General features: G+C 64.4%; 15 protein-coding genes. 13 read left to right on the forward strand and 2 right to left on the reverse strand.

Annotation, left to right across the window (positions count from 1 at the left end; all coding sequences use genetic code 11):
* Positions 1-127: 127 nt before the first annotated feature.
* The 6 genes from ACR65N_RS17270 to mutS all read left to right on the forward strand — a co-directional run bounded on the left by ACR65N_RS17270 (position 128) and on the right by mutS (position 8626).
* Positions 128-1228 carry a class I SAM-dependent methyltransferase gene (locus tag ACR65N_RS17270; RefSeq protein WP_440458003.1) on the forward strand — a complete coding sequence of 367 codons (1101 nt, stop codon included), beginning with the start codon at positions 128-130 and terminating at the stop codon, positions 1226-1228.
* On the forward strand, positions 1225-2082 hold the full coding sequence (locus ACR65N_RS17275; RefSeq protein ID WP_440458004.1) for a TrmH family RNA methyltransferase: 858 nt from the start codon (positions 1225-1227) through the stop codon (positions 2080-2082). Before ACR65N_RS17270 ends, ACR65N_RS17275 begins: the two co-directional genes overlap by 4 nt.
* Positions 2079-2597, forward strand: coding sequence for a signal peptidase II (gene lspA, locus ACR65N_RS17280; RefSeq protein ID WP_440458005.1), 519 nt, complete (start codon positions 2079-2081; stop codon positions 2595-2597). The genes ACR65N_RS17275 and lspA overlap by 4 nt, the downstream gene beginning before the upstream one ends.
* A 56-nt stretch (positions 2598-2653) precedes the next feature.
* Positions 2654-4660 (forward strand): ATP-binding response regulator, encoded by a 2007-nt coding sequence (locus ACR65N_RS17285; protein WP_440458006.1) that lies wholly within the window; start codon positions 2654-2656, stop codon positions 4658-4660.
* A 107-nt stretch (positions 4661-4767) separates the two neighbouring features.
* Positions 4768-5640 (forward strand): l-ornithine N(alpha)-acyltransferase, encoded by an 873-nt coding sequence (olsB, locus tag ACR65N_RS17290; RefSeq protein ID WP_440458007.1) that lies wholly within the window; start codon positions 4768-4770, stop codon positions 5638-5640.
* Positions 5641-5983: 343 nt separating this feature from the next.
* Positions 5984-8626: a DNA mismatch repair protein MutS gene (gene mutS / locus ACR65N_RS17295; RefSeq protein WP_440458131.1), complete on the forward strand. Its 2643-nt coding sequence runs from the start codon at positions 5984-5986 to the stop codon at positions 8624-8626.
* A 42-nt stretch (positions 8627-8668) separates the two neighbouring features.
* On the opposite strand, the gene ACR65N_RS17300 is transcribed toward mutS, so the two are convergent.
* Complete coding sequence (locus ACR65N_RS17300; protein ID WP_440458008.1) at positions 8669-9577, reverse strand: alpha/beta hydrolase family protein; 909 nt, start codon at positions 9575-9577, stop codon at positions 8669-8671.
* 264 nt (positions 9578-9841) lie between these two features.
* On the opposite strand from ACR65N_RS17300, the gene ACR65N_RS17305 reads away from it, so the two are divergent.
* From ACR65N_RS17305 to murJ, 3 genes are all read left to right on the forward strand, one after another.
* Positions 9842-10843 carry a helix-turn-helix domain-containing protein gene (locus tag ACR65N_RS17305; protein ID WP_440458009.1) on the forward strand — a complete coding sequence of 334 codons (1002 nt, stop codon included), beginning with the start codon at positions 9842-9844 and terminating at the stop codon, positions 10841-10843.
* A gap of 182 nt (positions 10844-11025) precedes the next feature.
* Positions 11026-13866, forward strand: coding sequence for a [protein-PII] uridylyltransferase (locus tag ACR65N_RS17310; protein ID WP_440458010.1), 2841 nt, complete (start codon positions 11026-11028; stop codon positions 13864-13866).
* Entirely contained in the window at positions 13863-15437 is a 1575-nt protein-coding gene (murJ, locus tag ACR65N_RS17315; RefSeq protein WP_440458011.1) for a murein biosynthesis integral membrane protein MurJ, read from the forward strand. The genes ACR65N_RS17310 and murJ overlap by 4 nt, the downstream gene beginning before the upstream one ends.
* Positions 15438-15459: 22 nt before the next feature.
* On the opposite strand, the gene ACR65N_RS17320 is transcribed toward murJ, so the two are convergent.
* The gene (locus ACR65N_RS17320) at positions 15460-15882 is read right to left on the reverse strand and encodes a YcbK family protein (protein ID WP_430306123.1); all 423 of its coding nucleotides are present in this window, start codon (positions 15880-15882) and stop codon (positions 15460-15462) included.
* A 357-nt stretch (positions 15883-16239) separates the two neighbouring features.
* On the opposite strand from ACR65N_RS17320, the gene ACR65N_RS17325 reads away from it, so the two are divergent.
* The 4 genes from ACR65N_RS17325 to ACR65N_RS17340 all read left to right on the forward strand — a co-directional run bounded on the left by ACR65N_RS17325 (position 16240) and on the right by ACR65N_RS17340 (position 21561).
* Positions 16240-17838, forward strand: a complete 1599-nt coding sequence (locus ACR65N_RS17325; protein WP_430306122.1) for a peptide ABC transporter substrate-binding protein — start codon at positions 16240-16242, stop codon at positions 17836-17838.
* A gap of 63 nt (positions 17839-17901) precedes the next feature.
* Positions 17902-18825 carry an ABC transporter permease subunit gene (locus tag ACR65N_RS17330; protein WP_440458012.1) on the forward strand — a complete coding sequence of 308 codons (924 nt, stop codon included), beginning with the start codon at positions 17902-17904 and terminating at the stop codon, positions 18823-18825.
* A complete protein-coding gene (locus tag ACR65N_RS17335) occupies positions 18818-19951 on the forward strand; it encodes an ABC transporter permease (RefSeq protein WP_440458013.1) in 1134 nt (377 codons plus the stop codon). The genes ACR65N_RS17330 and ACR65N_RS17335 overlap by 8 nt, the downstream gene beginning before the upstream one ends.
* Before the next feature lie 2 nt (positions 19952-19953).
* Entirely contained in the window at positions 19954-21561 is a 1608-nt protein-coding gene (locus tag ACR65N_RS17340) for an ABC transporter ATP-binding protein (RefSeq protein WP_440458014.1), read from the forward strand.
* The last annotated feature ends 42 nt before the right edge of the window (positions 21562-21603 follow it).

Here is a 21603-nt window from a genome sequence, read left to right on the forward strand (position 1 = left end):
TTCTCCTCCCGGCGGCTCCTTCCGCCAGCGCTCCTCCTCTCCTGTATCGCAGAAGGGAAAGCGCTTTGCCAAGGGCTTTGCCGATGCTATCTGCTCCACGAATTCCGCAAAACAGCGAGCACACGCGTTGAAGAAGAGACCCGAGCGGCAGGAGTCGCGATCATCGAAGAAAGCGCCGGCCGCACCACGCCGCGACAAGCCGCAGCGCGTGCCCGAACAGCGGTCCGCGCCACCTGCCGCCCGTCATAAATCCGAGCAGCCTGCCCCTCGCGCAGAGGCTGCCGAAGCCCGCCCGCTGATCGCCCGCACTGGCGATCTGCCGCGCGAGCGGGTGCCGGTCATCCTGGAATCGTCCGGCGCTGGTGATTTTCACCTGATCGACAGCGGCGCGGGCCTGAAGCTCGAGCAATACGGCCCCTACCGGATCGTCAGGCCCGAGGCTCAGGCCCTGTGGCAGCCGTCACTTCCGGCGCATGTCTGGGAGAAGGTCGATGCCGTCTTCACCGGCGACACAGATGAGGACGGAATGGGCCGCTGGCGCTTTCCGAAGGTGGCGCTCGGCGAAACCTGGCCGGTCTCGCTGCTCGGCGTCGATCTCCTCGGCCGGTTCACCGCCTTCCGCCATGTCGGCGTTTTTCCCGAGCAGATCGTTCACTGGGACTGGATGAAGACCCAGGTGGAGCGCGCCGGGCGACCGCTGAAGGTGCTCAACCTGTTCGGCTACACGGGGGTCGCCTCACTGGTTGCAGCCGCTGCCGGGGCCGAGGTCACGCACGTCGACGCCTCGAAGAAGGCGATCGGCTGGGCGCGCGAGAACCAGGCGCTGTCGCGCCTCGAGCGGGCACCGATCCGCTGGATCTGCGAGGATGCGATGAAGTTCATCCAGCGCGAAGAGCGTCGCGGCAGCCGCTACGACATCATTCTCGCCGATCCGCCGAAGTTCGGGCGCGGACCGAACGGCGAAGTGTTCCACCTCTTCGAACAGCTTCCGTCGATGCTCGACATCTGCCGCGAGATCCTGTCGCCGAAGGCGGTCGGCATGGTGCTGACAGCCTACTCGATCCGCGCCAGCTTCTACTCGATCCACGAACTGATGCGCGAGACCATGCGCGGCGCGGGGGGTATCGTCGAATCCGGCGAACTCGTCATCCGCGAAGCCGGTACCGACGGACAGACGCCCGCACGCGCCCTCTCTACCTCCCTGTTCAGCCGCTGGGTAAACGAATGACGGATCAGGATCGCAGAAACTTCACGGGCCGGGTCGGGCAGGTCAAGGAGGTTACCAGCCTCTCGAACCCGATCATCAAGGACATCAAGGCGCTCACCAACAAGAAGGACCGCGAGGAAACCGGTACGTTCCTTGCCGAGGGCTTGAAGCTGGTGATCGATGCGGTCGAGCTCGGCTGGGCGATCCGCACGCTCGTCTACGCCAAGGCCGCCAAGGGCAAGCCGCTGGTGGAGCAGGTGGCGGCAAAGACCATCGCGCGCGGCGGCCTGGTGCTGGAGGTCAGTGAAAAGGTGCTGTCGTCGGTGACCCGGCGCGACAATCCGCAGATGGTGGTCGGCATATTCGAGCATCAGTGGAAACGTCTCTCAGACCTCAAGCCGGCATCCGGCGAGACGTTCGTCGCGCTCGACCGCGTCCGCGATCCCGGCAACCTCGGCACGATCATCCGCACCGCCGATGCCGCCGGCGCTTCCGGCGTCATCCTGGTCGGCGAATGCACCGATCCGTTCTCCCTGGAAACCGTGCGCGCCACCATGGGCTCGGTCTTCGCGCTGCCGATCTATCGGGCAACGGCCGAAGAGTTCCTGCGCTGGAGCAAGGGATCCGGCGCCCAGGTCGTCGCCACGCATCTTGCCGGCGCCGTCGACTATCGGACCATCGACTACCGCCCCAAGCCGACGGTGCTGCTGATGGGCAACGAGCAGTCCGGGCTGCCGGAAACGCTTGCCAGGGCGGCCGACAGGCTGGCGCGCATCCCGCAGCAGGGCAGGGCGGATTCGCTCAACCTTGCGGTCGCCACTGCCGTCATGCTCTTCGAAGCTCGCCGCCATCTGCTGACCCTGGAGACCAAATGACGACGGACGTAGAACTGACACCCTCGAAGCCCACGCTGTTCTCCCGGCCGATGCCGATCCTGGTCTTCGTCATTCTCGCGGTGCTTGCCGACCAGCTGATCAAGGTGGCGGTCGAGGCCTATCTGCCGCTGCAGGAGCCGGTGCACGTCGTGCCGTTCCTCGCCCTCTACCGGACCTACAATCTCGGCGTCGCCTTCTCGATGCTGTCGGATATGGAGGGCTGGTTCATCGTCGGCATGCGGCTGCTGATCGTCGCCTTCGTCATCTGGATGTGGCGGCGCACGCCGAAGGACCGGCCGCTCGCGCATACGGGCTTCGCGCTGATCATCGCCGGTGCCATCGGCAACCTGCTGGACCGGTTGTTCTACGGGCACGTGGTGGATTACATCCTGTTCTATATGCAGAGCTGGTCCTTCGCGGTGTTCAATCTGGCCGACAGCTTCATCACCATCGGCGCGGCTTGCGTCGTTCTCGACGAGATCCTGCACGCGCGCCGGCGCTCGCCCGCCGCCTGAGAACTGCCGCGGTCGGTCGTCCGGCATCGTAATCAATCGGAAGGAAACATGTGCTAATGCATGTTTCCATGCGTGATCTTGCCGACCTTCACGACCGTCTCCGCAAGGCTTTCGGATCATCCGTTCCGAACGATCGGCAGGCTGTTGCATCGCTGGCCGAAGATCTGCCTCCCGCATCCCTGGCGTTCTTGCAGGCTAACGAGCTGCTGCAGGTCGCAGCGGTCATCCGTCTTGCCGACGGTACGATCTGTGGCGCCAACCGGACCTTCCAGACGATGACCGGTTGTTCGGCACCCGAAGGCTGCACGCTGGAGGAGCTTGGGCTGCCGGTATCGGCCGAGCCAGGCCTGCCGCGCGACGTCGAATTCGCGTTGCGGGACGGCATCCGCATCTATGCCTGGCAGGACGTCGTCGTCCGCGGCGCCGATCCCGCCGATCTTCTGGTTCTGAGTGCCGCGCGTGACGTGACGGCGGAGCGTCGTCTGGCCCATGAGCGAGAGGATGCGAGGATGCAGGCGGAGGAGGCGAGCAGCCTCAAGTCTCGCCAGCTCGCCACCGTCGTTCACGAGTTGCGCACGCCGCTCAACGGTATTCTCGGCATGAGCCAGTTGTTGCAGCAGTCGGGCCTGACACCGGAGCAGACGAACTATGTCGGTGGCATCCGGCAGGCGGGGTCGGCGCTTGCGCAACTGGTCGACGACCTTCTCGACTATTCGACCATTGAGGCTGGCCGCTTCCGCCTCAACAGCCGAGCCGAAAACCTTCGCCAGCTGCTCGAAAGCGTCGTCGAGATGCTGGCGCCGCGCGCCCACGAAAAGAGCATCGAGATTGGCGCCACCGTTTCCTTCGCCGTACCCAACCTGATGGATTTCGATCCGGCACGCTTGCGCCAGGTGCTGTTCAACGTCATCGGTAACGCCGTCAAGTTCACCCAGGCGGGCGGCGTGCTGATCCGCGTCGGGCTCGACGCATCCGACATCGTCATCACCGTCGCCGATACCGGGCCGGGCATGACCGCCGATGAACAGCAGCGCATCTTCGGCGAATTCGAGCAGGCGGGTTCCGCGACACAGCGCAGCGGCGGCGCCGGCCTCGGCCTGTCGATCTCGGCACGCATCCTGAAGGAATTCGGCGGGTCGCTGTCAGTCAACAGCCGCAAGGGCAGGGGCACGACCTTTGCCATCCGCTTCCCCGCACTCTCGGCAGACGGACCGAAGGAGGGCAGGGACCGAATGCTCCTCCTGCGCTCCTCGCGCGTCCTCCTGCTGGCGCCCGTCGGCAGCGCGGCAGAAGCGACGATTGCCACGATCGAGACACTCGGCGGACGCTGTCGGCATGTCAGAACGGCCGAAGAGGCAGTCCGCGCGATCGATACGCTCGCACGCCAGGGCCTTTCCTTCACCGACATGGTCGTCGATCACCGGATTGCCGACGCCGACCATATCGCCAACGATGGCTTGCGCCGCATCTTGCTGGTCAGCCCGGAAGAACGCGGCACTCAGTCCTGGGACGCCTATGACGCCTGGCTGATCAGGCCGCTGCGCGAGCAGTCGCTGGTCGATGTGTTGCGCGGACGGCTCGGCGGGTTCGGCAGCCAGCGCTCAAGCGAGGTTCGCCGGCAGACGGTTGCGGTTTCCATGCCGGCCCAGCCGCAGCGATGGGAGGCCGGCCTGTCGGTGCTGCTGGCCGAGGATGATCCGGTGAGCGCCCTGATGGTCGGCGCCATGCTGCGCAAGGCGGGTTTCCTCGTCCATCACGTGGCGGATCTTGCCGGGCTTCGGCAGGCGCTGGCGCATGACAGCCCGCCAGCCCTCGTCATCTCGGACATCCACATGCCAGATGGCGATCTTGCCGAGCTTCTGCCGTTGCAGAGTGTCTCCGGAGAGCTGCTGGAGAGGGTGCCGTTGCTGGTGCTGAGCGGCGAAACCAACCCCGCTCTTGTCGCAACGATGCTTGAGGGCGGTGCCCGATGCGTGCTCCAGAAGCCGCTCGACCCCCAGCGTTTGCTGGAGGAAATCGGCGCCGTTGTTCCCGTCTCGCCACAGCATCGCCGCGTTTCATAACCACTGTCATAAATCTCCAGCCGGCTGTATACTCCTTCAGTCATTGTCACTTTCCTGTCGCAGATTGGTGTTCTATGGGGCCGGGTACTAAGGACGGGCGACACGCCATGACCATGGATTTGTTAGATCGCGAAACCAAGATCGACGTCGACCAGGGCCCGTCGATGGCGCGTCCTGCCGAGGGCGTCTTTGGCCGGATCGGCAGTCTCGAAACGCGGCTGGCCCGCAATTCCCGTGAAGTGGATGCGGCGCAGGCGCTCCGCTTCCGTGTCTTCGTCGAGGAAATGCACGCGCAACTGCCGGCCGATGCCATGCGCCGCAAGCGCGACATCGATAGCTTCGACGAGATCTGCGATCACCTGCTGGTAGTCGATACGGCGCTGGACGGCGATCCGGAAGACCAGATCGTCGGCACCTACCGGCTTCTGCGCCAGGAAGTGGCGATGGCGCATGGCGGCTTCTATTCCGCTTGCGAATTCGACATCGAGCCGCTGCTGGCCCGTCATCCGGACAAGCGCTTCATGGAGCTTGGCCGCTCCTGCGTGCTGCCCGAATATCGCACCAAGCGGACCGTCGAGCTGCTGTGGCAGGGCAACTGGGCCTATGCTCAGAAGCACAACATGCACGCCATGTTCGGCTGTGCCTCCTTCCCGGGCGTCCGCCCTGAAGAACATGCGCTGGCAATGTCGTTCCTTCATCACTCGGTGCGGGCGAAGGGCGAATGGGCCGTCTCCGCCAAGCCCGACCTGTTTCGCCAGATGGACCTGATGCCGGACGAGGCGGTCAGTCCGAAGCGGGCGCTTTCCGCCATGCCGCCGCTGATCAAGGGTTATCTGCGTCTCGGCGCTATGATCGGCGAAGGGGCGGTTGTCGACCAGGCCTTCAACACCACCGACGTGCTGATCGTGCTGCCGACCTCGGTCATTTCCGGCAGATACATCAACCACTTCGGCACTGCCGCCGGCCGCTTCCCGAGCTAGCCGACCACAGAAAACGCCCGCCGCATCCGCCGATGGTCCCGTCCGAGGTCAGCAGCCTCGGTTGGCCCGTCTCGACGGCTGTTCCCCCTGGAGCACCGGGCGCCTCCGCCCTTCGACGCTCACGATTGTCGTCAGCGCATGCCGGACATGCCGGCTCCAGCATGTTGTGGGCATCCGAGAAGTTTAGAGGCGCCGATATTGTCTTGTCGGGCGCACACTCGGTAGTGTCGCGGGTCATCCTGCGCAACAGACAACGGCCCGGACCCTCTTGGAACGCCTCACCTCAGAAGTCTTGAATACAGCCGAACTGATCTCGCCGGAAAGCCGCGCCTCGGCGACGCCGATGATGGAGCAGTATATCGAGATCAAGGCCAACAATCCGGACAGCCTGCTGTTCTACCGGATGGGCGATTTCTACGAGCTGTTTTTCGAGGACGCCGTGGAAGCGGCGCGGGCGCTCGGCATCACGCTCACCCGGCGCGGCCAGCACATGGGGCAGGACATCCAGATGTGCGGCGTGCCGATCCATGCGGCGGACGACTATCTGCAGAAGCTGATCTCGCTCGGCTTCCGCGTCGCCGTCTGCGAGCAGGTCGAGGATCCGGCCGAGGCACGCAAGCGCGGCTCGAAATCCGTCGTCAGGCGCGACGTCGTGCGGCTGGTGACGCCTGGCACCCTCACCGAAGACAAGCTCCTGTCGCCGTCGCAAGCCAACTACCTGATGGCGCTGGCGCGGATCAGGGGCACGGCCGACGTGCAGATGGCGCTCGCCTGGATCGACATCTCGACCGGCGTCTTCAGGCTTGCCGAGACGACGCCGCTGCGGCTGCTCGCCGACATCATGCGCATCGAGCCCAGCGAACTGATCGTGCCCGACACGGTCTTCCACGACCCGGACCTCAAGTCGACCTTCGACATCCTTGGCCGGGTGGCCGTGCCGCAGCCAGGCGTGCTGTTCGACAGCGCCACTGCCGAAACCCGGATCACCCGCTATTTCGGCGTCTCGACTCTCGACGGTTTCGGCACGTTTTCGCGCGCAGAGCTTGCCGCGGCGGCGGCCGCCGTCGCCTATGTCGAGAAGACCCAGATCGCCGAGCGCCCGCCGCTCAGCGCACCGGAACGCGAGAGCGGCGCCTCGACGCTGTTCATCGATCCGGCAACGCGGGCAAACCTTGAGCTGACGCGTACGCTGTCGGGTGATCGGGACGGGTCACTGCTGAAGGCCATCGACAGAACCGTCACCGGCAGCGGCGCCCGCCTGCTGGCCGAGCGGCTGATGTCGCCGCTCACAGATCCAGCCCCGATCAATCGGCGGCTCGACAGCGTCGCCTTCCTGATCGACGAGCCGTCCCTGTGCGGCGATCTGCGCGGTGCGTTGAAGCACGTGCCGGACATGCCGCGCGCCCTGTCTCGGCTGGCGCTCGATCGCGGCGGGCCGCGGGACCTCGACGCCATCCGTCAGGGCCTGTCAGCCGCACGGCGGATCGCCGAACTTCTGGGTTCCGCATTGCTGCCGGAAGAGCTTTCGGCTGCACTTGGCGACCTTGCCGCGCTGCCCGCCGCACTGGAGCAGCAACTGGCCGATACGCTGGCCGACGAAATGCCGCTCATGAAGCGCGACGGCGGTTTCGTTCGCGTTGGTGCGGATGGTGAACTCGACGAGGTGCGGGCGCTGCGCGACCAGTCGCGGCGGGTGATCGCCGGCCTGCAGCTGCAATATGCCGAGGAGACCGGCATCAAGTCGCTGAAGATCAAGCACAACAACGTGCTCGGCTACTTCATCGAGGTGACCGCCGGCAATGCCGGGCCGATGATCGACACGCCGGAGGCCAAGTCCCGCTTCATCCACCGGCAGACCATGGCCAACGCCATGCGCTTCACGACGACGGAGCTTGCCGATCTTGAAACTCGCATCGCCAACGCCGCCAATCAGGCGCTGACGATCGAACTTGCCGCCTTCGATACGATGACCAGTGCCGTTCTGCAGAAGGCTGAGGCGATAAAGGCCGGTGCACAGGCGCTTTCGGTCATCGACGTGGCCGCCGGACTGGGGCTCCTGGCGGAAGAGTGGAACTACTGCCGTCCCCAGGTTGACGCGTCCCGCCAGTTCCGCATAGAGGGCGGCCGCCATCCGGTCGTCGAACAGGCACTCCGGCGGCAGTCGGCAACCTCGTTCATCGCCAACGACTGCGACCTGTCGCCGAAGAGCGACGGCGGGTTCGGCGCGCTGTGGCTGCTGACCGGCCCCAACATGGGCGGCAAGTCGACCTTCCTGCGCCAGAACGCGCTGATTGCCATCCTGGCGCAGATGGGCTCCTTCGTGCCCGCCGAACTGGCGCAGATCGGGATCGTCGACCGGCTGTTCTCGCGCGTCGGCGCCTCGGACGATCTGGCCCGCGGCCGCTCCACCTTCATGGTCGAAATGGTCGAGACGGCGGCCATCCTCAACCAGGCGACGGACCGGTCGCTGGTCATCCTCGACGAGATTGGCCGCGGCACGGCCACCTTCGACGGACTGTCGATCGCCTGGGCTGCCGTCGAGCACCTGCACGAGGCAAACCGCTGCCGGGGCCTGTTTGCCACCCACTTCCACGAACTGACGGCGCTGTCGGAAAAGCTCGGCCGGCTGTCGAATGCGACGATGCGGGTCAAGGAGTGGGATGGCGACGTGATCTTCCTGCATGAAGTGGGGCCAGGTGCCGCCGATCGGTCCTACGGCATCCAGGTGGCGAAACTGGCCGGCTTGCCGGAGGCGGTGGTGGCACGCGCCCGCGACGTCCTGAACAAGCTGGAGGACGCCGACCGCAAGAACCCGGCCAGCCAGTTGATCGACGACCTTCCACTCTTCCAGGTGGCCGTGCGCCGCGAACAGGAGCGGCGTGGCCCATCGAAGGTCGAAGAGGCGCTGAAGGCGATCAACCCGGACGACATGACCCCGCGCGAGGCAATGGACGCGCTCTACGCGTTGAAAAGGCAGCTGGGGTGACGCCGAGCGACCCTTCTCCACGTCCGGGAGAAGGCGGAGCCCCTACCGCTCCGCAAGCGCCTTCCTCAGGAACGCCGCGATCTGGAAGAAGATCTGCTTGTGCAGCTCTTCGCGCGGGATATCGCCGCCGTCCGTGCAGATCGGGTCCTCCTCGCCGTAGCGCTTCAGGACCGCTGCGCCATCCGGGTTGCAGACGCCGAGGAAGGTAAAATGCACGGCACCCGGCACAGCGGCGTACTGGGCAGCCGCAATGGCCTTTGCCAGCGTCTGCGCGCGCACGCCCGGCATGATCGCGTCGCCGTCACCGAGGTTGATCAGCTTGACCGGTATCGCCATCGTCTTCAGGCTCTCCGGCTGGTAGGCCATGGCGAGGCCGGGATCAACCGCGACGACCGCCTTGAGGCGGGGGTCGGCGTAGGACCCTTCAAAGGCCTCGCGGTCGACCTTCGAGAAGTCGACACCTCCGTGCTGAAACCAGTTGCAGCCGGCATCCTTGCCGTCGGATCCGGCGCAGTACTCATCGAATGCGTCGAGCGAGGCCCGGGCTCCGGCCGACAGCATGACGCTGGTGCCGCCAAGCGAAAAGCCGATGGCGCCGATGCGATCCTGATCGACGAGACCCGACCACTGCGGGTCGCTCGTCAGCCGGTCGATGAGAGACGAAATGTCCTGCGGGCGTTCCCAGAGCTTGAAGCTCTCGACGGGGATGGAATCGCCGGATGTCGAATGCAGGTGGTTCGGCGCCGCGACAATGAAGCCGTGGCGGGCAAGTTCGGTCGACAACCAGCCGAGCGCTGAAGCATTGCCGCCGGATCCGTGGCTGAGGATCACCAGCGGGAATTTCTCGGCAACCGGCGTCGCGTTGCGGCGTGCCGGCACGCCCTGCCAAAGCGCGTCGGCTCCCAGCGTGTAGGCATCGCCGTCGGACTTGGCGGGATAGGTCAGGAGCACGGTTTCGCGCTCCGCGCGATGGGGTGGCTGGAGCGACAGCCACCGCGTACCGGCTTCGAATGCGGATGCGGGGAGGGGCGCGACGGTGGCCGAGGCGATGCAAAAGGGCAGTAGCAAGGGCATGAGAGGCAAGCAGAAGGAAGGCATGACGGGAGCTCCTGTCGGTTGGTGGCACCCGACAAAGTTCACGTCCCGCGCTGCGGATCGACCTTGAACATGTTAAAGGCCTCCTTGATCACGTCTAAGGCCAAACGAGGCGCCGTCTTGCTGTCCGTTCCCCTGCCATTCATTTCCGGTCTGGTCTTTGCGCTGACGCTCTACCGCACCCTGCGGGGTGTCGAGACGCCCGGTCCGCGCCGGTACTTCCTGGTTTTCCTGGCCGCCTACGCGCTGCAAGGCATGCTGGTCGGCCTGCGCTTCGGCTACGGAATCGAGACACTGGCGACCGTCCAGCCGGCGACAGCCTCGCTGATGCCGCCGCTCGCCTACCTTGCCTTTCGCTCCCTTGCCGCAGCGCCGGTCGCCATACCCGGGCGGCATCTCATCGGGCCAATCATGGTGGTGGCGGCCGTCATCGTCTTTCCGCCGCTTGTCGATCCGCTGCTGGTGCTGATGTTTGCCGTCTACGGGGTGCTCCTCTACCGCCTGACGGTCAGGGATCCGGAAGCGGTGGCCGAAGCGTCTCTCCACCGGGCGGTGCCCGCCTTACGCGCCGCGCGACTGACGGCGGGGCTGATGTTCTTTTTTGCCGCGACCGATACCATCGTCGCGCTGATGGCAACTACATATGGGCGCCAGACGGTTCCGCTTGCCGTCAGCCTGATGAACATCGCAGCCATCGCCGCGGTGCTGATCTATTATTTCCTGCCTGAGCCGAGCGCCGCGCCGGCACCCGCCGCGACGCGTGCCGCCGCTCTGCCGAATGCCGCCGATCGAGCGCTGCTCGTGAAGATCGAAGCAGCGTTGGATGCCGGTGAACTCTTCTGCGACGAGAACCTCAGCCTCGCCCGGCTGGCGCGCAAGGCAGGCCTGCCGGCACGCGACGTATCGGCGGTGATCAACCGGGTGACGGGCCTCAACGTCTCGCAATTCGTCAACGCCCGGCGGATCCGCGAGGCATGCCGGCTGCTGGCGGAGACCGACCGTGGCGTGACGGACATCATGTTTTCCGTAGGCTTCGCCACGAAATCCAACTTCAACCGCGAGTTTCGCCGCGTCGCCGGCACCAGTCCCTCGCAGTGGCGCCAGAGCCATCGGTCGGCATGATCGATAACGCATGAGAAACCAAGGCTCGCAAAACCTGATCTCTGATAGGGAGCCGGGCCGATCCGGAAACCGGATGGAAATCCGATGGCGGCAATGTTCGGATTCGGGCCGTCTTCGGCGAATTCCCTCATGCAAAAGTGCTGGGAACAGGGTATAGCGCCGGATGGCACCGGCAGGATGACATGGCAAGACAAGAAATCGACTTCTCCGAACTTCTGGATGCGGCGCAATTGCGCGAGGAATGCGAGGCCATCGTCGGCAACGGCTCCGGCAAGATCCTCGAGATACGGGCAGCGTTGCTTCCGGTTCTGCGCCGGGCCAGCAACGAAGGCCGCGAGAAGGCCCGGCTGCTGCTCGACAGGGACGGCAGCGGCCTCAATTGCGCCGAGCGGATTTCCTGGGTGCAGGACCTGCTGATCTGCGTCATCTACGAGACCGTAGCGAAGCACCTCTACCGAAGCGCCGCACCCTTCGTCACCGTGACGGCCGTCGGCGGCTACGGCCGCGGCACGCTTGCACCGGGTTCCGACATCGACCTGCTCTTCCTGCTGCCGTCGAAGAACACCGAGGAAATGCGCCGGGCCGTCGAGTTTCTGCTCTACGTGCTGTGGGACCTCGGCTTCAAGGTCGGCCACGCGACGCGCACCGTCGAAGAATGCATTGCCCTGTCGAAACAGGACATGACGATCCGCACCGCGATCCTCGAAACCCGCTACCTGTGCGGCGAGCAGGGTCTGGCAGACGAGTTGCAGAAGCGCTTTGACCAGGAGATCGTCAGCAGCAGCGGCCCGGACTTCATTGCCGCGAAGCTTGCCGAACGTGACCAGCGCCACCAGAAGGCCGGCGATACCCGCTATCTGGTCGAGCCGAACGTCAAGGAAGGCAAGGGCGGCCTGCGTGACATCCAGACGCTGTTCTGGATCACCAAGTATCACTACCGGGTGCGCGAGCCGGCCGAACTGGTCAAGCTCGGCGTGCTGTCGCGCCAGGAGTGGCGGCTGTTCCAGAAGGCCGAGGACTTTCTCTGGGCGGTGCGCTGCCAGATGCACTTCCTTACCGGCAAGGCCGAGGAGCGCCTGTCCTTCGACATCCAGCGCGAGATCGCCGAAAGCCTCGGCTATCGCAACCGGCAGACCTTGTCGGCGGTCGAGCGCTTCATGAAGCATTATTTCCTGGTGACCAAGGATGTCGGCGACCTCACCCGCATCCTCTGCGCCGCTCTGGAAGAAGAGCAGGCAAAGCCGGCGCCCGGCATCACCGGCGTCATCACCCGCTTCCGCCGCAGGGTCCGCAAAATTCCCGGCAGTGCGGATTTCGTCGAGGACCAGGGGCGCATTGCGCTGGCCGATCCCGAGGTCTTCAAGCGCGATCCAGCGGGCATCATCCGGCTCTTCCACGTCGCCGATCTGCACGGCCTCGAATACCATCCCGATGCGCTGAAGGCGATCGCCCGCAGCCTGCACCTGATCAACGATGCGTTGCGGGAGGATGCCGAGGCCAACCGGGTGTTCCTCTCCATCCTCACCTCGCGGCTTGAGCCGGCGCTGACGCTGCGGCGCATGAACGAGGCGGGCGTGCTCGGCCGGTTCATTCCGGAATTCGGCAAGATCGTCGCGATGATGCAGTTCAGCATGTATCACCACTACACCGTCGACGAGCACCTGATCCGCGCCATCGAAGGGCTGTCGCATATCGACAAGGGCCTGTTCGCCGATGAGCATCCGCTCGCCAACAAGCTGATGCCGCATATCGAGGAGCGCGAGGCGCTGTATGTCGCCGTGCTGCTGCACGATGTCGCAAAGGGTCGGCAGGAAGACCACTCCGTTGCCGGTGCCCGCGTCGCACGCAAGCTCTGCCCGCGGTTTGGCCTGAAGCCGAAGCAGACGGAACTCGTCGCCTGGCTGATCGAGCAGCATCTGGCCATGTCGATGGTTGCCCAGACACGCGACCTGCACGACCGCAAGACGATCACCGACTTCGCCGAGATCGTCCAGTCGCTCGACCGGCTGAAGATGCTGCTGATCCTGACGATCTGCGACATCCGGGCCGTCGGCCCTGGGGTCTGGAACGGCTGGAAGGGACAGCTGCTGCGGACGCTCTACTACGAGACGGAACTGCTGCTGTCGGGTGGTTTTTCCGAAGTGTCGCGCAAGGAGCGCGCCCGGGACGCCGAGGAAGCGCTTGCCCATGCGTTGTCCGGCTGGAGCGCGGAGGATGCCAAAACCTATTCCCAGCTGCACTATCAGCCCTACCTGCTGGCCGTGGCGCTTGACGACCAGGTCCGGCATGCGCAGTTCATCCGTCAGTCGGACAGTGCCGGCCATCCTCTGTCGACAATGGTGCGGACCGACAGTTTCCGCGCCATCACCGAGATCACCGTTCTCGCACCCGACCATCCGCGGCTGCTGTCGATCATCGCCGGCGCATGTGCTGCTGCCGGTGCCAACATCGCCGACGCGCAGATCTACACCACCTCCGACGGCCGGGCGCTGGACACGATCCTGATCAACCGCGAGTTCCAGGACGACGAGGACGAGCTGCGGCGGGCAGCGAACGTTGGTCGGATGATCGAGGACGTGCTGTCGGGCAAGAAGCGGCTGCCGGAAGTCATTGCCACACGCGCCAAGTCAAAGAAGCGCAACAAGACCTTTACCGTCCACCCGTCGGTGACGATCTCCAACACGCTCTCCAACAAGTTCACGGTGATCGAGGTCGAGGGGCTGGATCGCACCGGCCTGCTCGCCGATATGACCGTAGTTCTGGCTGACCTGTCGCTCGACATCCACTCGGCGCGCATCACCACCTTCGGCGAAAAGGTCATTGATACCTTCTACGTCACCGATCTTGTCGGTCAGAAGGTGACCAACGAGAACCGCCAGGGCACGATCGTCCAGCGCCTGCGGCAGGTGTTGTCGGAGCAGGAGGATGAGCTGCGCCGCGGCATGCCGTCCGGCATCATCGCGCCCGATCCGGCAGCCGTCGCCCGTGACAACGGGCCGCGCAAATCCAGGGCAGACGCATGAGCCTCGTCAAGAAATTCGCAACCGTTGGCGGCGCGACGCTCGGCAGCCGGCTGTTCGGCTTTGCCCGCGAGACGCTGATGGCCGCCGCCCTCGGCACCGGCCCGATGGCCGACGTCTTCTATGCCGCCTTCCGCTTCCCCAATCTCTTCCGTCGGCTATTTGCCGAGGGTGCCTTCAACGCCGCCTTCGTGCCGCTGTTTTCCAAGGAGATCGAGGCGAACGGGGTCGACGGCGCCAAGCGCTTTTCGGAGGAAGTGTTCGGCGTCCTGTTTTCGGCGCTGCTGGTGATTACCATCGCGATGGAGCTGGCGATGCCGCTCCTGGTGCGCTTCATCATCGCGCCGGGCTTCGCCGACGATCCGGAAAAGACCGCGCTCACCATCCGCCTGGCTGCGATCATGTTCCCGTATCTCATGTGCATGTCGCTGACGGCCATGATGAGCGGTATGCTGAACTCGCTGCATCATTTCTTCGCGGCGGCGGTGGCACCGATCTTCCTCAACCTGGTGATGATCGGCGTGCTGTTCTACGCCCTCTGGAACGGAGCCGATCCGCTCACCACCGCCTGGTACCTGTCCTGGGGCGTGCTGGTGGCGGGCGTCCTGCAGCTGGCCGTGGTCTATATCGGCGTGCGCCACGCCGGCATCAGCATCGGTTTTCGCATGCCGCGCATGACGCCCAACGTCAAACGCCTGCTGATCCTGGCAGTGCCGGCGGCGGTGACCGGCGGCATCACCCAGATCAATCAGATCATCGGCCAGGCCATCGCATCGGGCAAGGAAGGCGCAATTGCCGCGCTGCAATATGCCGACCGTATCTACCAGCTGCCGCTTGGCGTGGTCGGTGTGGCCGTCAGCGTGGTGCTGCTGCCGGAACTGGCGCGAGCGCTCAAATCCGGCCACATGAAGGAAGCGGCGGGCATCCAGAACCGGTCGCTGGAATTCGTGCTGTTCCTGACGCTGCCGGCCGCCGGCGGGCTCTGGGTGCTTTCGGACGCCATCATTCGCGTGCTTTACGAGCGCGGCGCCTTTTCGGCGGAGAATACGGCGGTCGTTGCCTCGATCCTTGCCATCTACGGGCTCGGACTGCCGGGCTTCGTGATGATCAAGGCGCTGCAGCCGGGCTTCTACGCCCGCGAGGATACCCGCACGCCGATGCGGTTCACCATAGTCTCTGTGATCGTCAATTCGGCGCTGGCCATCAGCCTCTTCCCACTGATCGCCGAGCGCGGCATTGCCACGGCGGAGGCAACGGCCGGCTGGATCAACACCGTGCTGCTGTTTGCGACGCTGGTGCGGCGCGGCCATCTCGAATGGGAGTGGGCGCTGGCGCGTCGCACGCTGATGCTGCTCGTATCGACGGCGATCATGTGTGCCGCTCTGACCTATGCGCTCGGTCACGCCAGTCCGTATCTGTCGCCCGGAACAGGGCTGCTGGAGCAGGTGGCGGCGCTGCTCGTCCTGATCGGGATCGCCATGATCGTCTATTTCGGCTGCGCCTTCCTGATCGGTGGTGCCGATCTCGGGATGATCCGCCGCAACCTGAAGCGCAGGCGCAAGCCTGGCGCCTGAGGCGTCCGCGCCGGTCTCTGTTCTAGCAGTAGACCCAGCGGCGCTTCGGCCCGACATCCACATGGATGATGCCGTTGCAGTAGCGGCCGATGCCGCCGATCCCGGGCGCGGTGCTGGCCGCCGCGACGACGGTGCGGTCGGAAACGCCGGGCACGCGGATGTCTGCCGCCAGGCAGTTGCTGTGCTGCGAGGTTCCGGAGCGCGGCCGATGGCCGGAGGTGACGATCGGCTTGCGGCCGGTCTTGCCGGCGATATGCGCCAGGATCGCTTCCAGCTTTTCGGGGAAGCAGCCCGTGCGGACGCTGACGCGCTGGACGGTATAGGCGGCACTGTAGTCGTGCTTGAACAGGTTGCCGCGCCGTTTTTTCGTTGTGTTGGTGTCGTCCGCCAGGGCCGACGAGCAGGCCATCAGGGTGGCCAATGCGACGCAAAACAGGGTGCGCATTAGATCTCCGTCAATTGTGAAAATCCGTCGGGTAAGCCCGAATGGAACTGACGGAGCATTTCGTTCCAGAAAGTGACGCCAATAAGGACGAAATTGCTCAAACTAGCGATAAATGCGGCCTTTATCGTTAATTAGCATTAACTTTTGCCATGATCGTGGATATTACGGCGGGGGCCAGGGCACGAGAGCCTGCGGCAGGCAAGGCCTCGGCGGCGCGGGACGGGAGGTTCGGGCGCAATGGCCGGTTGAAAACCGGCGAGGCCTAGCGAAATTGGCGGCGGTCCTATTGTTTTCCGATCAGGATTCGCATTTCTACTTTGCGCATACCCATAACAATCCGGGGAAAAGGAGAACCCAATGGCCTTCATCAAACACAAACTGGCGACCACGGTGCTGGTCGGTTCGCTGTTGTTCGGCGCCGGCAACGCATTTGCCGAAGTCGTCCTGCATCGCGGCAACAGCGGCGAGCCGAAGTCGCTCGACTACGCGCACATCTCGATCAACATCGAAGGCTTCGTCATCTACGACCTGTTCGAAGGCCTGACCATCCACGGTCCCGACGGCAAGATCCTGCCCGGCGCCGCGGAAAGCTGGACGGTTTCCGATGACGGCACCGTCTACTCGTTCAAGATCCGCGACGACGCCAAGTGGTCCGACGGTTCGCCGGTCAAGGCCAGCGACTTCCAGTTCGCCATGCGCCGCATCGAAGATCCGAAGACGGCCGGCGAATACGCCAATCTCCTCTACCCGATCAAGAATGCCGAGAAGGTCAACAAGGGCGAACTGCCGCTCGACCAGTTGGGCGTCAAGGCAACCGGCGACAAGACGCTCGAGATCACCCTGGAGCGCCCGACCCCGTACTTCCTGCAGCTGCTGGCGCACTACACCGCGCTGCCGATCAGCCAGGCCAACTACGAGAAGTTCGGCGAGCAGTTCGTCAAGCCTGGCAACATGGTGTCGAACGGTGCCTTCAAGCTGCAGGCGCATGTGCCGAACGACAGCCTGACCGCCGTCAAGAACGAGAACTACTGGGACGCCCAGAACGTCAAGATCGACAAGGTCGTCTTCTACCCGATCGAGGACGACGCAGCGGCTGTCCGTCGCTTCGAGGCCGGCGAATTGGATGTCACCTACAACTTTTCAGCCGACCAGCTGAAGCGCCTCAAGGAAAAATACGCCGAGCAGGTGCGTGTCAGCCCGGCGCTTGCCACCTACTACTACGCCTTCGACATGCGGCAGCCGCCGTATGACGACGTGCGCGTCCGCCAGGCCCTGTCGATGGCCGTCGACCGCGACTTCCTCTCGCAGGAAATCTACTCCGGCGCCCAGCTGCCGGCCTATGCTTTCGTGCCGCCGGGCATGGAAGGCTATGAGAAGCCGGCAATGACCACATTCGCCGACATGTCGCAGATCGATCGCGAAGACGAAGCCGTCAAGCTGATCAAGGAAGCCGGCTACGGCGAGGGCGGCAAGCCGCTCAACATCGAGATCCGCTACAACACCAACACCAACCACGAACGCGTCGCAACCGCGATCGCCGACATGTGGAAGACGGCACTGGGTGCCAACGTCTCGCTGGTCAACCTCGATGTTGCTTCGCACTACTCGTACCTGAAGGAAGGCGGCAAGTTCAACGTCGCCCGCGCCGGCTGGTCTGCCGACTATGCCGACCCGGAGAACTTCCTGGCTCTGGCGCTGAGCGACAACAAGGCGTTCAACTACAGCCACTACAACAACCCGGATTACGACAAGCTGGTGAAGGCTTCGTACGAAGAGATGGACGTGGCCAAGCGCATGGAGATCATGCACCAGGCCGAGGAAATCCTGATGAAGGAACAGCCGGTGGCGCCGCTGATGGTGTCGGCCGACCTGTGGCTGGTGTCGAAGAAGGTCAAGGGCTGGCAGGATAACGCCGTCAACGAGCACCTTTCGAAGTTCCTCAGCGTTTCCGAATAACCGAGAACAGGAGACGGACGCGCGGCGGGAGAAGGTATTCCGTCGCGCGTTCGTTATCAGGGCATGTTGAACTTCATCTTCCGGCGGCTGATGAGCGCCATTCCGACGTTGTTCGTCGTCATCACCATTTCTTTCTTCCTGATGCGCGTCGCACCGGGCGGTCCTTTCGATCTTGAAAGACCGTTGCCGCCGCAGACGATGGAGCTGCTGGCCAAGACCTACCAGTTCGATCAGCCGCTTTGGAAGCAGTACATCACCTATATCGGCAACGCCCTTCGCGGCGATTTCGGACCGAGCTTCATCTACAAGGACAACACGGTTGCCGAGCTGATCGCCCAGGCGCTGCCCTATTCGATCCAGGTAGGGTCGATAGCCCTCGGGCTGGCTCTGGTCGGTGGTGTCATTCTCGGCACCATCGCGGCCCTGCGTCAGAATGGCGCGATCGATTTCGCGTTGATGACCTTCGCCACCATCGGCATGACGATCCCCAATTTCGTCATGGGACCGGTGCTGACGCTGATCTTCGCGCTCATCCTCGCCTGGCTGCCGGCCGGCGGCTGGGGCAACGGTTCACCCTATTATCTCGTGCTGCCGATCACCGTCCTGGCACTGCCGCAGCTGGCCGTCTTCGCCCGCCTGACGCGCGGCTCGATGATCGAGGCGCTGCACACCGACCATATCCGCACCGTTCGCGCCTATGGCTTGCCGTCGCGCGTCGTGGTGTTCACCCATGCACTGCGTGGCGCCATGCTGCCTGTCGTCTCCTACCTGGCGCCGGCTGCCGCCGCGCTGCTGACAGGTTCGGCCGTCGTCGAAAGCATCTTCACCATTCCCGGCGTTGGACGTTTCTTCGTCCTCGGCGCGCTCAACCGCGACTACCCGCTCGTCATGGCGACGGTCGTGCTGGTCGCCGTGTTCGTCATCGTTTTCAACCTGCTCGTCGACATCGCCTATGGCCTGCTCGACCCGAGGGTCCGCCATGACTGAGACCACCACCGAAGCCGTCGACGTGCCGAAGGCCGTCGTCGGACGCAGCCTTGGCCAGCTCGCCTGGCGGCGCTTCCGCCGCAACAGGGCCGCCATGGGCGGCTGTCTGATGCTGATCCTGATCGCCCTGTTCTCGTTTGCCGGGCCGTTCTTTTCGCCGCATGCCTACGACCAGGTCTTCTCCTCCTACGTCTCCGTGCCGCCAAGCCTGACGCCGCGGCCCGATCCGGAAACGCTGGAAGACGTGGCTGGAGCCGCCGCCAAGCGTGCGCGGCTCACCCTCGACAGCTTCGTTGTCGAAGACGGCACGTTCACAGCCCGGATCAGTTCCCCCCGGCCGATCGACGAGCGCACGGTGCGCTATTTCGACCGCGTCAACGAGTTCCGCAACACGGCGGTCAAGGAGACCGCGCCCGACCAGCTTTCGATGGTGCTGACCGGTAATGTCGCGCAGGAATATTTCCCCTTCGGCACCGACAGCAACGGTCGCGACCTGCTGGTGCGGGTGATGCTCGGCGGCCAGATCTCGATAGCGGTGGGCATCGCTGCATCGCTCGTCTCGCTCGGCATCGGCGTCATCTACGGCGCCACCTCCGGCTATCTCGGCGGGCGTGTCGACAACGTCATGATGCGCATCGTCGAGATCCTCTATTCGCTTCCCTTCGTCTTCCTCGTCGTCGTCATGGTGGTGTTCTTCGGCCGCTCCATCGTGCTGATCTTCGTCGTCATCGGGGCGGTGCAATGGCTGGAAATGGCCCGTATCGTGCGCGGTCAGACGCTTTCGCTCAAGCGGCGGGAATTCGTCGGTGCCGCCCAGGCGCTCGGCATGAGCGACTGGCAGATCATCCGCCGCCACATCATCCCCAACACCATCGGCCCGGTCATCGTCTTCGTCACGGTCGTCGTCCCGCATGTCATCCTGACGGAAAGCTTCCTCTCCTTCCTCGGCCTCGGCGTCCAGGCGCCGCTTGCCAGCTGGGGATCGCTGATTTCCGAAGGTGCCGCCAACATGCAGAACGCGCCCTGGCTGCTGATCTTCCCGGCCATCTTCTTCGTCGCCACGCTGTTCTCGCTGAACTTTGTCGGCGACGGCCTGCGCGACGCGCTTGATCCCAAGGATCGCTGAGCATGGATACCATTGACACCAACCCGACCGTTCTTTCGGTCAGCAACCTGAAGGTCGACTTCACCACGCCCGACGGCGAGGTGAATGCGGTGAAGGGCACCAGCTTTTCCGTGAGGAAGGGTGAAACACTTGCCATCGTCGGCGAAAGCGGGTCCGGCAAGAGCCAGACGATGATGGCGATCATGGGCCTGCTCGCCTCCAACGGCCGTGTTTCGGGTTCGGCCCGCTACGGCGAGACGGAACTGGTCGGCGCCAGCATCGGCAAGCTGAACACGGTGCGCGGCTCGAAGATCACCATGATCTTCCAGGAGCCGATGACCTCGCTCGATCCGCTCTACACGATCGGCAAGCAGATCGCCGAACCGCTGATCTACCATCGGGGCCTGGGCAAGTCGGCCGCTCGCGCCCGGGTCCTCGAGCTGTTGAAGCTCGTCGGCATTCCCGAGCCGGAACGGCGCATCGACAGCTATCCGCACGAGATGTCGGGCGGCCAGCGCCAGCGCGTGATGATCGCCATGGCGCTTGCCAACGAGCCGGATCTGCTGATCGCCGACGAGCCGACGACGGCGCTCGACGTGACGATCCAGGCGCAGATCCTCGACCTGCTCGCCGACCTGCAGAAGCGGTTCGGCATGGCGATCATCCTGATCACCCACGATCTCGGCGTCGTGAAGCACGTCGCCGACCGGGTCGCCGTCATGCGCCGCGGCGAGATCGTCGAGCAGGGAAGCCGCGACGACATCTTCGAGCGCCCGCAGGCAGACTACACGAAGATGCTGCTGGCCGCCGAACCGAGCGGCACCAAGGCGCCGCCGGCGGCCGATGCGCCGGTGATCCTTGAGGGCCGCAACGTGGTCGTCGACTTCGACATCGGCTCTGGGATCCTGTTCAAGAGCAAGAAGACCTTCCGCGCCGTCGATAGCGTCAACGTCACGCTGCGGCGCGGCCAGACCATCGGCATTGTCGGCGAGTCCGGTTCGGGCAAGTCCACCCTCGGGCGGGCGCTGCTCCGGCTCCTCGAATCGGACGGTCGCTACCGGTTCGACACCAGCGACATCTCGCTTCTCGACCGCCGGGCGATGCGCCCGTACCGCAAGCAGATGCAGCTCGTCTTCCAGGACCCATACGGTTCGCTGTCGCCACGCCAGACGGTCGGCGAGATCATCACCGAGGGCCTTTTCGTCCACGAGCCGGAATTGTCGAAGGCAGAGCGCGATCGCCGGGCGATCGCGGCCCTCGAAGAGGTCGGACTAGACCCTCAGGCACGCAACCGCTATCCGCACGAGTTCTCCGGCGGCCAGCGCCAGCGAATCGCCATTGCCCGGTCGATGATCCTGAAGCCGAAGGTCGTCATTCTCGATGAACCGACCTCGGCGCTCGATCGCTCCGTCCAGCGCCAGGTGATCGAGCTGCTGCGTGATTTGCAGCTGAAGCACGGCCTGTCCTACGTCTTCATCAGCCACGATCTGTCCGTCATCCGGGCGATTTCCGATCATGTCGTGGTGATGAAGAACGGTCGCATCGTCGAGGAAGGTCCGACGGAAGAGATCTTCGAGGATCCTGCCCAGGATTACACGAAGGCCCTGATTGCTGCCGCCTTCACCCATTGATCGCCTTCATGTTACGCCCGGTTCCACCGGGCGTGACTGTTT

The organism is Rhizobium sp. SAFR-030, assembly GCF_059415005.1.